This window comes from Mycobacterium cookii, assembly GCF_010727945.1.
Lineage (GTDB): Bacteria > Actinomycetota > Actinomycetes > Mycobacteriales > Mycobacteriaceae > Mycobacterium > Mycobacterium cookii.
This window is the reverse complement of record NZ_AP022569.1, coordinates 1,960,289-1,975,404: the sequence shown is the minus strand read 5'-3', so window position 1 is coordinate 1,975,404 and position 15,116 is coordinate 1,960,289. Positions and strand designations below refer to the sequence as shown.

Annotated in this window: 3 protein-coding genes; all 3 read left to right on the top strand. The window is 68.8% G+C overall.

The genetic code is table 11. From position 1 onward, the window contains the following. Positions 1-3: 3 nt before the first annotated feature. Genes G6N27_RS09205 through G6N27_RS09195 form a run of 3 tightly spaced genes read left to right on the top strand, consistent with a single transcriptional unit; the run spans position 4 to position 15,115 of the window. A complete protein-coding gene (locus tag G6N27_RS09205) occupies positions 4-5,307 on the top strand; it encodes a type I polyketide synthase (RefSeq protein WP_163776059.1) in 5,304 nt (1,767 codons plus the stop codon). After that, the gene (locus G6N27_RS09200; RefSeq protein WP_269474252.1) at positions 5,307-10,715 is read left to right on the top strand and encodes a type I polyketide synthase; all 5,409 of its coding nucleotides are present in this window, start codon (positions 5,307-5,309) and stop codon (positions 10,713-10,715) included. Before G6N27_RS09205 ends, G6N27_RS09200 begins: the two co-directional genes overlap by 1 nt. 44 nt (positions 10,716-10,759) lie before the next feature. Beyond that, on the top strand, positions 10,760-15,115 hold the full coding sequence (locus G6N27_RS09195; protein ID WP_232065039.1) for a type I polyketide synthase: 4,356 nt from the start codon (positions 10,760-10,762) through the stop codon (positions 15,113-15,115). Position 15,116: the final 1 nt, after the last annotated feature.

Below are 15,116 nucleotides of genomic sequence, written 5' to 3'. Positions count from 1 at the left end.
GCGATGACAGCACCGCCAGACCGTCGGGCAATCATCACCGATGCGCTGCGCAAGATCGATGACCTGACCGCCCGCCTCGAGATCGCCGAAAAGGCCGACACCGAGCCGATCGCGGTGGTCGGCATGGCCTGCCGGCTCCCCGGCGGAGTCAGCACGCCCGCCGACTACTGGCAGCTGCTGCAGGACGGGCGCAGCGGCGTGGTGCGGGTTCCCGAAAGCCGCTGGGACGCCGACGCGTACTACGCCGAGGACCACACCCGCCCGGGCAAGATCGCCAACCGCGAGGGTGGCTTCCTCACCTCGTGGCAGCCCGACGAATTCGACGCGGAGTTCTTCGGCATCTCCCCGCGCGAAGCGATCGCGATGGACCCCCAGCAGCGACTGCTGCTCGAAGTCGCTTGGGAGGCACTGGAAAACGCCGGCATCACACCCAAGTCGATCCGCAACACCCAGACCGGGATCTACGTCGGTCTGACCACCAGCGACTACTACTGGCTGTCCACCGACGGCGGGGTGCGGCCGGAAGACTTCGATCCGTACCTGCCGTTCGGCAACGCGTCGAACTTCGCCGCGGGACGGCTGTCGTACTTCCTCGGCGTGCACGGCCCCGCGGTGGTGCTCGACACCGCCTGCTCGTCCTCGCTGGTCGCGATCCACCTGGCCTGCCAGAGCCTACGCAAGCGCGAGACGGACCACGCGCTGGCCGCCGGCACCAACCTGATCCTGACCCCGGAGAACAGCATCGCCTGTTCCCGGTGGGGGATGCTGGCCCCGGACGGTCAGTGCAAGACCTTCGACGCCGCCGCCAACGGCTACGTCCGCAGCGAGGGTTGTGGCGTGGTGGTGCTCAAGCGGCTCAGTGATGCTGTGCGCGATGGGGATTCGATACTGGCACTGGTGCGCGGGTCGGCGGTCAACCAGGACGGCCCCAGCAGCGGGCAGACGGTGCCCAGTGGACCCGCGCAACAGGCGGTGCTGCGGGCGGCGTTGGCGTCGGCCCGGGTGCAGCCTTCAGAGATCGACTACATCGAGGCGCACGGCACCGGCACCGCCCTGGGCGACCCGATCGAACTCGACGCGCTGAGCGCGGTTTTCGGTGAACGCGACCAGTCGGCGCCGCTGGTGCTCGGCTCGGTCAAGACCAATATGGGCCATTTGGAGAACTCGGCCGGTATCGCGGGATTCATCAAGACGGTACTCAGCATCAACCACGGCTACATTCCGCGGCACCTGCACTTCACCGCGCTGACTCCGAACGCGGGCGCGGGCGCGTCGAAGTTCACCATCGCCGCCGACGGGATGGAATGGCCGGCGGTGAGCCGGCCACGACGCGCGGGCGTCTCGTCGTTCGGCGTCAGCGGCACCAACGCCCACGTGGTGATCGAGCAGGCACCTGTCACCGAAACGGTTGCAGCGCAACCGGAACCGGCGGTCAGCACCCTGGTGGTGTCCGGGAAGACATCCGCGCGCATCGCGCCGATCGCGGCGATGCTGGCCGACTGGATGGACGGTGACGGCGCCGACGTGCCGCTGGCCGACATCGCCCACACCGTCAACAATTACCGCGGGCGGTACCGCAGCTTCGCGGCCGTCGTCGCACGTGATCGGGTGCACGCAATCGAAGGTCTGCGCGCGCTGGCCGCCGGCGAGCCGGCGACCGGTGTCGTCGAGGCCCGCGAGAAGCCGCACGGTTCGGGCACGGTGTTCTTGTATTCCGGTCAGGGTTCGCAGTGGGCCGGGATGGGTCAGCAGCTGCTGGTCGACGAGCCGGCTTTTGCTGCGGCGGTGGCCGAGTTAGAGCCGGATTTCGTTGCGCAGGTGGGTTTTTCGCTGCGTGATGTGCTGGTTGCCGGTGAGCCGGTGGTCGGTATCGAGCGGATTCAGCCGGTGCTGGTGGGCATGCAGCTGGCGTTGACGGCGTTGTGGCGGTCCTACGGGGTGGAGCCCGACGCGGTGATCGGTCATTCGATGGGCGAGGTGACCGCGGCGGTGGTGGCCGGCGCGTTGAGCCCGGCTGACGGTTTGAAAGTCATTGCGACGCGGTCGAAGTTGATGTCGCGGCTGTCGGGTCAGGGCGCGATGGCGCTCGTCGAACTGGGCGCCGAGGAGGCCGAGCGGTTCGTCGGCGAGTATCCGGACGTCACGGTCGCGGTGTATGCGGCGCCGGAGCAGACGGTAATCGCCGGGCCGCCCGATCAGGTCGACGCGGCCATCGCGGCGGTGGACGCGCAGGGCCTGCTGGCGCGCCGCGTCGAGGTCGACGTTGCCTCGCACCACCCGACCGTCGACCCGATCCTCGACGAATTGCGCACGGCGCTGGCCGATCTGAAGCCGCAGGCCCCGAAGATTCCGTTGATCAGCACCGTCGGTCAAGACGGCGGGGCGCCGAAGTTCGATGCGGACTACTGGGTGGTGAACCTGCGTAACCCGGTGCGGTTCAGCCAGGCCGTCGCCGCCGCGGCCGAAACCCACGCCACCTTCGTCGAAGTCAGCCCGCATCCGTTGCTCACGCACGGCATCGGCGAGACGTTGGCCTCGGTGTCCTCGCGTGACCGCTTCACCGTGACCGCGGCGATGAAGCGCGGCGACGACGAAACCCTGTCCGTCCACGAGCAACTCGCAACCCTCGGCGTCACCGAGCCGGTGACGAAGGGGCGGCGGCGCGTCGACATTCCCGCATCGCCGTGGCTGCATGCCAGCTACTGGGTCGAGAAGAAACCCGCCAACCGGCAGTTGCTCGACGTGCACCCGCTGCTGGGTGTGCACGTCGAGATGCCCTCCGGTCACGAGCACGTCTGGCAGACCGACTTCGGCAACCAGGCCGTCTCGCCGGCGGCCGTCTTCGCCGAGATCGCCGTGGCGGCCGGTTCTCAGGGGCTTGGCTTGCCGGTGGACGGGATTCAGGTCAGCGCCCTGGCCATCGAGAAGCCGTTGATCGTTGACGCGCACACCCGCCTGACCACGCAGCTGTCGCAGGACGCCGGCGCCAATCGCGTTGAAATTCATGCCCGTTCGAGCAGCGGAACCTGGTCTCGCTACGCGGTGGCCGACATCGAGGCAGCCCCGCAGGCTGCGCCGCCGGCGAACCGCGACGTCGAGCAGAGCATTGCGATCGTGCTGCCCGACGAGGTCGCGCATCACCCCGAATACCGCATCCATCCCGTGCTGCTGGACGCCGCGTTGCGCCAACTCGCCGCCGCCGTGCCCGCCGAGGCGGACGACGACACGTCGTACCAGCCGGTGTCGATCGAGACGATCCGGGTGTTCGGCGCGATCGGCGACCGGGTGCACTGCCACACCGAGCTGGCCGAGGCGCAGGGCGGCTATCGGGGCAGCATCGTCCTCACCGACGAAACCGGAACCCCGGTCGCGGAGCTCACCGGCATCGAGTTGCGTCCCGTCGACCTCAGCTCGGTGCCGATGGACCTCGGGCAGCAGATCTTCGACGCAGCGTGGGTGGCGAGCCCGGTGCCCGCCGGCGGCGCGGTGCCCGACGGCACCTGGGTGGTGCTGGCCGAAAAAATCGCTGAGACAACCGCTTTCGCCGATCAGATCGCGGCCGGGTTGCAAGCGCCGACCCGTCGCGTGGTCACTGGACCGCTGTCCGGCTCGGTGTCGGACACCTTCGCCCAGACCGCGGGTGACGCGAACTTCCCGCCGGTCGGCATTCTCGTAGTGCTGGACAACCGGCCGTTCGGCGGCGACGACACCGATGCCGCGCTGAGCCGCGCGCAGGATTTGATCCTGGAGATCACCGCCGCTGCACACGCCGCGGTCGAAGGTTGGAAGGGCACCTCGCCGCGGTTGTGGGTGGTCACCCGCAACGGCCTGTCGGTCCGCGACGACGAACCCGGCGACCCGGCGGTCGGGGCGCTCAAGGGCCTGATCCGCAACTGGCGGTTCCCCGGGGAAGCGGCCCGCGTGCTGGCCGGCGAACCGGACTTGGGGGCCACCCTGCTCGACCTGGGCGACTCAGACGATCTTGTCGCGGCACTGACCGCCGAGTTGTCCTCGGCGGCGGACGATGACGTGGTTGCGCTGCGCGCAGACGGCCGTTACGCCGAGCGACTGGTGCGCGCGACGCTGGACCCCGGTCATGGCGAAGCGGTGGTCTGCGCCGACGGCTCCTACATCATCACCGGCGGCCTGGGCGGGCTCGGCACGGTCGTCACCCGCTGGCTCGTCGACCGCGGCGCCGGCCGCATCGTGCTCAACGGCCGCAGCGAACCGTCCGACGCCCAGCGCGCGGACCTCGACAAGCTGGCCGGCGACACCGAGATCGTGTTCGTGGCCGGCGACATCGCCACGCCGGGCGTCGCGGAGGAGCTGGTGGAGGCCGCCGAGCAGACCGGACGCCCGCTGCGCGGGCTGGTGCACGGCGCCGGCGTGACCGGCGACGGCCTGGTGGCCGCGCTGACCCGCGAAGGTATGGAACGGGTGTGGGCGCCCAAGGTCGCTGGAGCGCTGCGGCTCAACGCGGTGACTGTGACCCGGGAGCTGGACTGGTGGGTCGGCTTCTCGTCGATGGCCACGCTGCTGGGTCTGCCGGGCCAGCTGGCGTATGCGACCGGCAACGCGTGGCTGGACGCGCTGGTGGCGTGGCGACGCGCGTCGGGGCTGCCGGCCACCGCGATCAACTGGGGCCAGTGGTCGGGTGTCGGCATGAGCAAGTCGCTGACCTACAGCGTCCTGGACCCGATCACCCCCGACGAGGGCATCGAGGCGTTGCAGTCGCTGGTCGGCGGTCCGATCAAGCGGGTCGGCGTCGGGCGGCTGCGGCTCGACCGCGTCGTCGCGGCAACTCCGGAATTCCGCGAACTGGCCTACTTCGCCCAGCTGGTCTCCGAATTCGACGCGGTCACCGGTGTCAGCGCCGTCGAGCAGCGACCGGACGATGCGGACGGGTCGGTGGCCGCGGCGCCGGACTGGTCGCAATTGAGCGCCGAGCACCGGCTCACCGAGCTGCAGGCCAGGCTGCGCGCGATCCTGGCCCGTGAGCTGCGGATGTCGCCGTCGGCGGTCAACCTCGACGCACCGTTCCCCGAACTGGGTCTGGACTCGATGATGGCGATGACTGTCCTGAAAGAAACCCAGAAGCTGGTCGGAATCGACCTCTCGGCGAATATGTTGTTCAACCATCCGACCATCGCGTCACTGGCGACGTATGTGGCGGGCCTGCTTGCACCCCCGGAGGTGCCGGAGGAGGACGCTGACGATCTGGCAGCCGACTCGGCGGGCAGTGTGCTGGATGAGTTGTTCGACAGCGTCGAGTCCGCGTCGGCGGGCAGTGAGAGCGGAATCTTCTGATGGCGACGATTTACGACAGAGTCTCGGCGATGCCCGGCGACAAGCGGGACGCGCTGACGCAGCAGTTCGACAAGGCGTCGCGGGTCGCTTCTGCCGAGCCGATCGCGGTCGTCGGCATGGGCTGCCGGTTCCCCGGCGGCGCCGAGGGCCCGGAGGGCTACTGGAAGTTCCTGACCTCAGGTGGTGACGGGATCAGCGAAATCCCGGCGGACCGCTGGAACGCCGACGAGTTCTACGACCCCGACCAGTTCGCTCCCGGCCGGATGTCGTCGAAGTGGGGCGGCTTCCTGTCCGATGTGGCCGGCTTCGACGCCGACTTCTTCGGCATCTCTCCACGCGAAGCCGAAGCGATGGACCCCCAGCAGCGGCTGATGCTCGAAGTGGCCTTCGAAGCGCTCGAGCACGCCGGCATCGCGACCGAGGATCTGTCCGGCGTGCGGGCCGCCGTCATGATGGGCGTGTATTACGGTGAATACCAGACGATTTCGGCGGCCAACCCGGACGCCATCGATGCCTACTCGGCGACGGGCAACGCCCACGCTGTCGCGGTCGGCCGCATCGCCTACACACTGGGTTTGCGCGGTCCGGCGGTGGCGATCGACTCCGCATGCTCGTCGTCGCTGGTCACCATCCATCTGGCCTGCCAGAGCCTGCGGTTGCGGGAGAGCGACCTCGCCCTGGCCGGCGGCGTCAGCCTCATCCTGCGGCCGGAAACCCAGATCGCCATGGCCAAGTGGGGAATGCTGTCCCCGCAGGGCCGCTGTCATTCCTTCGACTCCCGCGCCGACGGGTTCGTCCGCGGTGAGGGCTGCGGCGTCGTGGTGCTCAAGCGGCTCACCGACGCGGTTCGCGACGGCGACCGGGTGCTGGCCGTGGTCCGCGGCTCGGCGGTCAACCAGGACGGCCGCTCCAACGGCCTGACCGCGCCCAACACCATCGCGCAGCAGGATGTCATCGCCCGGGCGCTGCGCAGCGCCGACGTGACGGCGGGCTCGGTGAACTTCATCGAGGCGCACGGCACCGGCACCGGGCTGGGCGACCCGATCGAATTCGAAGCGCTGGCCGACCAGTACGGCCGCGGCGACAAGCCGTGCGCGTTGGGCGCGGTGAAATCCAACTTCGGCCACCTCGAGGCGGCCGCCGGCATCGCCGGTTTCATCAAGGCCGCGTTGTCGGTGCAACGGGCTCAGATCCCGCCGAATCTTCATTTCGCGCAATGGAATCCGGCGATCGACCCCAAACCGACCCGGCTGTTCGTCCCGACCGAGCTCACCCCGTGGCCCGCCGAAGAAGGTCCGCGACGGGCCGCGATCTCGTCGTTCGGCATCGGTGGCACCAACGCCCACGTCGTCGTCGAGCAGGGCCCGGAACCGGCGCCGCTGTCGGAAGCCGAATCAGCTTCTCCGGTAACGACGTTGACGATCGCTGGCAAAACCGAGCAGCGCATCGCGTCGTGGGCGGCGGTGCTGGCCGAGTGGATGTCCGGCGACGGCGCCGGCGTGCCGCTGGCCGACATCGCCCACACCGTGAACCTCTACCGCACTCGCCACAACAAGTACGCCACCGTCTGCGCGCGTGACCGCGACGAGGCCGTGGCCGGGCTGCGCGCACTGGCAGCGGGGCAGCCCACGCCCGGTGTGGTCGGTCCGCGTGAGGCGCCTCGGGGTTCGGGCACGGTGTTCTTGTACTCGGGTCAGGGTTCGCAGTGGGCCGGGATGGGTCGGCAGTTGTTGGCCGACGAGCCGGCTTTTGCTGCGGCGGTGGCCGAGTTGGAGCCGGATTTCGTTGCGCAGGTGGGTTTCTCGCTGCGTGATGTGCTGGTTGCCGGTGAGCCGGTGGTCGGTATCGAGCGGATTCAGCCGGTGCTGGTGGGCATGCAGCTGGCGTTGACGGCGCTGTGGCGGTCCTACGGCGTGGAGCCCGACGCGGTGATCGGTCATTCGATGGGCGAGGTGACCGCGGCGGTGGTGTCGGGTGCCTTGAGCCCCGCCGACGGTTTGAAAGTCATTGCGACGCGGTCGAAGTTGATGTCGCGGCTGTCGGGTCAGGGCGCGATGGCGCTCGTCGAACTGGGCGCCGAGGAAGCGGAGAAACTGGTCGGCGACTACCCGGACATCACCATCGCGGTGTATGCGGCGCCGCAGCAGACGGTGATCGCCGGCCCGCCCGATCAGGTCGACGCGGCCATCGCGGTCGTCGACGCCCGCGGCCGGCTTGCCCGCCGCGTCGAGGTGGACGTTGCCTCGCACCACCCGACCGTCGACCCAATCCTCGACGAGTTGCGCACGGCGCTGGCCGATTTGATGCCGCGGGCCCCGAAGATTCCGTTGATCAGCACGGTCGGTCAAGGCGGCCGGGCGCCCTTGTTCGATGCGGACTACTGGGTGGTGAACCTGCGTAACCCGGTGCGGTTCAGCCAGGCCGTCGCCACCGCGGCCGAAAAGCACGCGAGCTTCGTCGAAGTCAGCCCGCATCCGCTGCTCAGTCACGCCATCGCCGGCACGCTCGAATCGGTTCGCCCGCGCGGCGGCATCCAGGTGGCCGCGACGTTGACCCGGGACAACCCGGAGACGTTGACGTTCCACACCCAACTGGCGACGGTGCGGCCACAATCGGCTGCCGCGGCCGACACCGGCGTCAAGCGAATCGCCGATCTGCCGCCGACCCCGTGGCAGCACGCCCGGTATTGGGCGGCGCCGACGGCGACCAACCGGCAACCGGCCAGCGCCCACCCACTGCTGGGCACGCACGTCGAATTGCCGTCCGGCCGCGACCACGTCTTCACCGCCGACGTGGGGACGGACCTCGTTCCCTACCTGCTCGATCACAAAGTGCACGGCCAACCGGTCATGCCCGGCACCGGCTTCGGCGAGATCGCGTTGGCGGCAGCCTGTGAGGCCCTTGGGTTGCCGGCGCAGTCGGTGTCCGTCGGCGTCGAGGTTGAGCAGATGCTGCCGCTCGGCGAGTCGACCCAGCTCACCACGCTGCTGACCCGCGGCGAGAAGGACGGTGACGAGATCCGCGTCGAGATCCACTCGCGCTCGGCCACCGGTGCCTGGATTCGTCACGCCGTCGCGAAAGTTGAAGTGGGACAGTCGGAAGCACCGACTGTGCCGCCCGCTTCGTCGGAACCCGGCACGGTGCTCTCGCCTGCCGATCTGTATGCCGCGCTGCGCGCCACCGGCCTGCACCACGGGCAGGCGTTCGCCGCGCTGACCCGCATCGTGCGGGGCCCCAACGGCACCTCGGAGACCGAGATCGTGCTGCCGGACGAGGCGACCGGCCATCGCGGATACCGCATTCACCCGGTGCTGCTGGATGCTGCGCTGCAGGGCCTTGCCGCAGCGCTGTCGAGCGAATCGTTGGCCGATTCCGACGAGGCGACCTATCTGCCGGTGTCCTTCGAGAAGATCCGGGTGTTTGGTGAAGTCGGACGCCGCGCCCGGTGCCGCGCCGAGTTGGTCAACCCAGACGCAGACGGGGCCGGCATCATGGGCCGCGTCCTGATCACCGACGACACCGGCAAGCCCACCGCCGAGATCAGCGGTATCTACCTGCAACGCGTGCAGCGCCGCACCGTGCCGATGCCGTTGGAGCAGAAGATCTTCAACACCGAGTGGGTGCACACCGAGGTCGACTCGGCGGCGCAGCCGGCCGACGGCAGTTGGCTGGTGCTGACCGACGGCGCCGAAGCCGAGGCAGTCGCGCGGGAATTCACCGCCGCATTCGGCTCACCGACCCGCCGGGTCGTCACCGCTGACCTGGCTCGGGAATCGGCTGTGCTGGAAGCGTTCTCGCAAGCCGCAGGAGACCCTGAGCTGCCACCGGTGGGCGTGGTCGTCTTCGCGGGCCGGGAGCCGTTCGACGGCTCGGAGTCCGACGACGCCGCGGGCCGCGGTCGCGACCTGACCTGGGCAGTCGCGTCGACGGTTCGCACGATCCTCACCGGCTGGCACGGCAAACCGCCTCGACTGTGGGTGGTGTCCCGCGACGGGCTGGCAGTCCGCGACGGCGAATCCGGCGATCCGTCGATCAGCGCATTGACCGGGCTGATCCGGGTGCTGGCCTACGAGCACCCGGACCTGCGCACCACGTTGGTCGACCTGCCCGGTGACGCAGTGGCCCGGCTGACCGACGAGCTCGGCCTGACCGGCGACGACATCATCGCCTGGCGCGACGAAAAGCGTTACGCCAAACGGCTTTCCCGCGCGACACTGAGTGACGCCAAGGCCGACACGGTGGTGCGGCCGGACGGTTCCTACATCATCACCGGTGGTCTCCGCGGGCTGGGCTTGGCCATGGCCCGATGGCTGGTCGACAGCGGCGCCGGACGCGTGGTGCTCAACGGCCGGTCCACACCGTCCGACGAGGCGCAGGCGCTGGTCGACGAATTGCAGCAGCGGGCGCAAATCGCCGTCGTGCTGGGCGATATCGCCGAGCCGGGCGTCGCCGAGAAGCTGGTGGACGCGGCTGAGGAGACCGGGCTGAGCTTGCGCGGCCTGATGCACAGCGCTGTCGTGCTCGACGACCAGATCGTCGCCGGCCTCAGTCAGGACAGCCTGGAGCGGGTATGGGCTCCGAAAGCCAATGGCGCGCTGCGGTTGCACTCGGTGACTTCGGGTGACAAAGGCGCAGAACTCGATTGGTGGCTCGGCTTCTCCTCGACGTCGTCACTGCTGGGGGCGCCCGGGCAGGGCGCCTACGCCGCCGCCAGCGCCTGGCTCGACGGTCTGGTCGACTGGCGACGGGCGTCGGGTTTGCCTGCCACCGCGATCAACTGGGGTCAGTGGTCCGATATCGGCGTCGCCCGTACCTTGACATTCAGTGCGCTGGACCCCATTTCACCGGCCGAGGGCATCGAGGCGCTGGAAGCCATCCTGGCCAGCCGGCCGGTCAATATCGGTGTGGCCCGGCTGCGGCTGGACCGCGCCGCGGCGGCGTTCCCGGAGATCCAGCAACTCGGCTACTTCGCGAAGTTGGCCGAGGAACTCGACATCGACAGCGAGGACGACGACTGGGCCGGTCCCGACGCGTTGCGCGAACTCGTTGCCGCCGAAGCCAACCAGGTCGTTATCGGGCGACTCGCCACCCGGATCCTGGCTATCATGGGTTACCCGAAAGACAGCACGATCGACGCCGATCGGCCGCTGACCGAGCTGGGCATGGATTCGCTGATGGCCGTGCGAATTCGGAACACGGTCCGCGGCGACTTCGGTGTCGAGCCGCCGGTGGCCCTGCTGCTGCAGGGGGCCTCGCTGGCCGCGTTGACCACCGACCTCATCCGCCAGCTCGGCCTGGAAGAAGTAGACAAGGCCGAAAGCGCAGGCGGAGTTCGTGATCGAGCCAAGCAGCGTGCCGCAGCCCGGCAGCGCGCCGCCGCGCGGCGAAAGGTAGGAGACCGAGTGTGACCAGCACCAGCGAACTGCCGCCCAACGCGATCGCGGTTGTCGGCATGGCGGCCAGGTTGCCCGGCGCCAACACGCTGTCGGCGTTCTGGGACAACCTGGTTCGTGGCGAGGAGTCCATCGTCACGCTGTCCGAGGATGACCTGCTGGCCGAGGGCATTCCGGAGAAGGCGCTGGCGAATTCCGCCTATGTGCGGCGCGCCGCGTTGATGGACGGAATCGAGGAATTCGACGCCGACTTCTTCGGCTTCACTCCGCAGGTGGCCCGCTCGACCGATCCGCAGCACCGGCTGTTCCTGCAGACCGCGTTTCACGCGATCGAGGACGCCGGCTACGACCCCGCCGAGATCGAGGGCACGGTGGGTGTCTATGCGACGAGCACCACCAGCGGGTATCTGCTGCACAACATCATGTCCAATTATGACCCCAATGTGGTTATGGGACAGGGCATCACGTTTGACATGGTCAACCTGTCGATGCAGAACGACAAAGACTACCTGGCCACCAAGGTGGCGTACGCGCTGAATCTGCGCGGCCCCGCGCTGTCGGTGCAGACGGCGTGCTCGTCGGCGTTGGTGGCGGTGCACCTGGCCTGCCAGAGCATCCTGAACGGCGAGTGCGAGGTGGCGCTGGCCGGTGGGGCGTCACTGCGCATCCCGCATCACGTCGGATACTGGTACGCCCCAGGCTCGATGGTGTCGCCGACCGGCCACTGCCGGCCATTCGACGCCCGCTCCGACGGCACGATTTTCGGCAGCGGTGTCGGAGTCGTGGTGCTCAAGGCGCTGCAGGATGCCGTCGACGACGGCGACCGGATCCACGCCGTGATCCGCGGTTCGGCACTGAACAACGACGGCTCGACGAAGATGACCTACGCTGCCCCGACCGCCGCCGGCCAGGCCGACGTGATCGCCGAGGCGCACGCGATCGCCGAAGTCGACGCGTCGGAGATCAGCTACATCGAGACGCACGGCACCGGCACGCCACTGGGCGACCCGGTCGAAATCGAAGGCTTGCGGCAGGCTTTCGAGGTTTCCGAAGAGCCTCGTCAAGGCCCCTGCTACGTCGGCTCGGTCAAGTCCAACATCGGTCACCTGGAATCGGCGGCCGGCATCGCCAGCCTGATCAAGGCGATCCTGTGCCTCAAGCACCGGGCCATTCCGGCGACGCTGCACTACACCAGCCCGAACCCCGAATTACACCTCGACCGTGGACCTTTCAAGGTCCGCAGCGAATACGGCCCCTGGGAGTGGGACGGTGTGTTGCGTGCCGGCGTCAGCTCCTTCGGTGTCGGCGGTACCAACGCGCACGTGGTGCTGGAGGAGGCGCCGCCGGTGCCGGTCTCGACCCCGAAGCCCGGCCCCCAGGTGCTGCTGATGTCGGCCCGCAGCCCCGAGGCGCTGCAGCAGTCGCGCACGGCGCTGGCTGCCGCGATCTCCGGCAGCGACGCGCTGAGCCTGACCGACGTCGCCTACACACTCGGCCGTCGCCGCAAAGAGAAGATCCGGATGGCCGCGGTCGTCAACGACGAGCAGCACGCGAGAACCGTGCTGGAGACCGCCGAGAACGACAACGTCTTCATCGGCGAATTCGCTGAGAACAAAGACAATTCGGATCAGGTCGTCTTCCTGTTCCCCGGTCAGGGTGCACAGCACATCGGGATGGCCCGCGGACTGTACGACGGCGAGCCGGTGTTCGCCGAGCACTTCGACCAGTGCGCCGCCGGCTTCAACGCGGAGCTCGGTGTCGACCTGCGCGCGGAGATCTTCGAAGGCACCGCACGCAATCTGGAGCGCACCGACCGCACCCAGCCCGCGCTGTTCACCGTGGAGTACGCGCTGGCCAAGCTGATCGAAAGCTACGGTGTGCGGCCGGCGGCGATGGTCGGGCACAGCATCGGCGAATACGTCGCGGGCACCATCGCCGGCGTCTTCGACATCGAGACGGCCATCAAGGTGGTCTCGATGCGCGCCCGGCTGATGCACGCCGCACCCCGTGGCGTGATGGTCGCAGTCGCGCTGGGCCCCGATGCGCTCGCCGAGCACCTGACCGGTGACGTCGACATCGCCGCGATCAACGAGCCGGGCGGCTGCGTGGTCGCCGGGTCCGAGGAAAGCATCAAGGCATTCAGCGATCGGCTCAAACAGAACGGCGTCGTTGCGCGTCGGGTCCGCACCTCGCACGCGTTCCACTCGCGGCTAATGGACTCGATGATCCCGGAATTCACCGGCTTCCTGTCCCGGCAGACGCTGCGTGAACCGCAGATTCCGTTGCTGTCCAACGTCACTGGGACCTGGCTGGCCGCCAGCGAGGCCACCAACCCGTCCACCTGGGCGCGCCAGGTCCGCTCGACGGTGCGGTTCTCCGACGAGATCGACGTGCTGCTCGGCGATCCGCGCCGCGTCCTGGTCGAGGTCGGCCCGGGTGGCACGCTGACCGCCTCGGCGACACGGCACCCCAAGTGGTCGACCGAACACCACGCCGTGCGGCTGATGCGCCACCACGCCCAGAACCGCGACGACCGCGACGCGTTCCTGTTGGCGCTGGGCCAACTCTGGGCCGCCGGGGTCGACGTCGACTGGGCGCCGCTGCGCGGCGGGCAGTCCGGCCGTCTTCTCACGCTGCCCGGTTACCCCTTTGAGCGGCAACGGCATTGGATCGAGCACCGCCAGACGACGTGGACGGGTGACGCCGCGGCGACCAACGGGGCGGCCGCCGCGTCGACCGGCGGTGCCGAGGCTGCGCAGGCCAGCGCGTCCGGCAAGTCGGCGATGGAAGCGACGCTGCAACGCATCTGGGGCCAGTGCCTCGGGCTGCCCAATGTCGAACGCAACGCGAACTTCTTTGAGCTGGGCGGTGATTCGCTGGTCGCGATCAGCGTCGCGATGAACGCCTCCAACGAAGGCCTGGACCTCACGCCGCAGGATCTTTACGAGAATCAGACGGTTGCCGCGTTGGCCAAGGCGCTGACGGCCCGCTACGCGGCCGGCGGCCTGGGCCGGCAGGCGCCGGGTGAGGTCACGCATCCGCCGGTGCCGCCGAACATCTCCTACTTCCTCGAGCACGGCGTGCGTGAGCATGAGCAGTGGCGTGTACCGCTGATCCTGCAACTGCGCCCCGACGTGCAGGTCGACGATGTCTGCGCGGTGCTGACCGCGCTGCGCAACCACCACGAGGCGCTGCGCCTGCGACTCGTCGAACGCGCAGGCACCTGGGAGCAGAATGTGAGCGAGCCCTCGGAAGGGGAGGCCTTCGCCGACTTGGCCACCCGCTCGCTGCCGGAAGACATCAAACCGGGCACGCCGCAGGAACGCGATGCGCTGCTGTCGACCCTGATCGACGTTGTCCGCCAACAAGACCCATCCAACCCGCTGATCGCGACGTATGTCCGCGGCGTACCAGGCGGCTCGTGCTACCTCGCGATCAGTGTGCGGGCGATCGTGGCCGACAACGCGTCGCGCGACATCCTGCTGACCGATACCTTCACCGCGTTCGGGCAACAACTGGCCGGCGAAGAGATTGCGCTGCAACCGGTCACGACGCCGTGGACCGAGTGGTCGCAGCGCTGCGCGGCACTGGCCGTGCACCCGGCGGTCGTCGAAAGCCGCGACTACTGGCTGAAGACGGCGACGGCGCCGACGCTGAGGGTGGCGGGCGAGCAGACCGCCGGAGCGCCGGGCCTGCAGGACCTGGCCCGTAGCGCGTTGTCGCTGACGGTCGCGGAGACGACCGAGATCGACGACGCCCGCCGGCGGCTGCGGGTGCCGATCGACGAAATGCTGTTGGCCGCATTGGGTCGGACGATCGCCCACCAGTTCGGCGACGGGACCGTCGCCGTCGACCTCAGCGGCGAGGGTCGCTCGGTGCTCAAGCCCGACGTCGACGTGCGTCGCACCGTCGGCTGGTTCAACACCGTTTACCCGGTCGCGCTGAGCTGCACCAAGCAGGACGGCGCCAAGCGGCTGCTCGACGACGTGCACGACACGCTGACTGCCGTCCCACACTACGGAATCGGCTACGGGCTGCTGCGTTACCTGTATGCCCCGACCGCGCGACAGCTCGGCGCCACCGGCCCGGCCGACATCTTCTTCTCCTACATCGGCACGATCCCGGATCTGCCGCCGCTGGGCGACGATGTCGCGGTCCGATTCGACTCCGACACCGCGCTACCGGTGCGCGAAGCGATCGCGGGGCTGGGTCACCCGATCGAATTACGGGTGTTCCGCACAGCGGGTGTGCTGCATCTGGACTGGTGGTACGACAGCCGCCGGGTCGACGCGGCCACCGTGCAGGCACTTGCCAGTGGCTTCTCCCAGACACTGCTGGAGCTGATCCGCGAGGCGCTCGCCGAGGACGAGATGGACTCCGGCAGCGATGAACTCGAACTGGTGGACTTGTCTTAGA

What these genes read in the sequence shown, in the direction of transcription:
- G6N27_RS09205 (WP_163776059.1), top strand. Translation starts at nt 4, where the DNA reads ATGACAGCACCGCCAGACCGTCGGGCAATCATCACCGATGCGCTGCGC.
- G6N27_RS09200 (WP_269474252.1), top strand. Translation starts at nt 5,307, where the DNA reads ATGGCGACGATTTACGACAGAGTCTCGGCGATGCCCGGCGACAAGCGG.
- G6N27_RS09195 (WP_232065039.1), top strand. Translation starts at nt 10,760, where the DNA reads ATGGCGGCCAGGTTGCCCGGCGCCAACACGCTGTCGGCGTTCTGGGAC.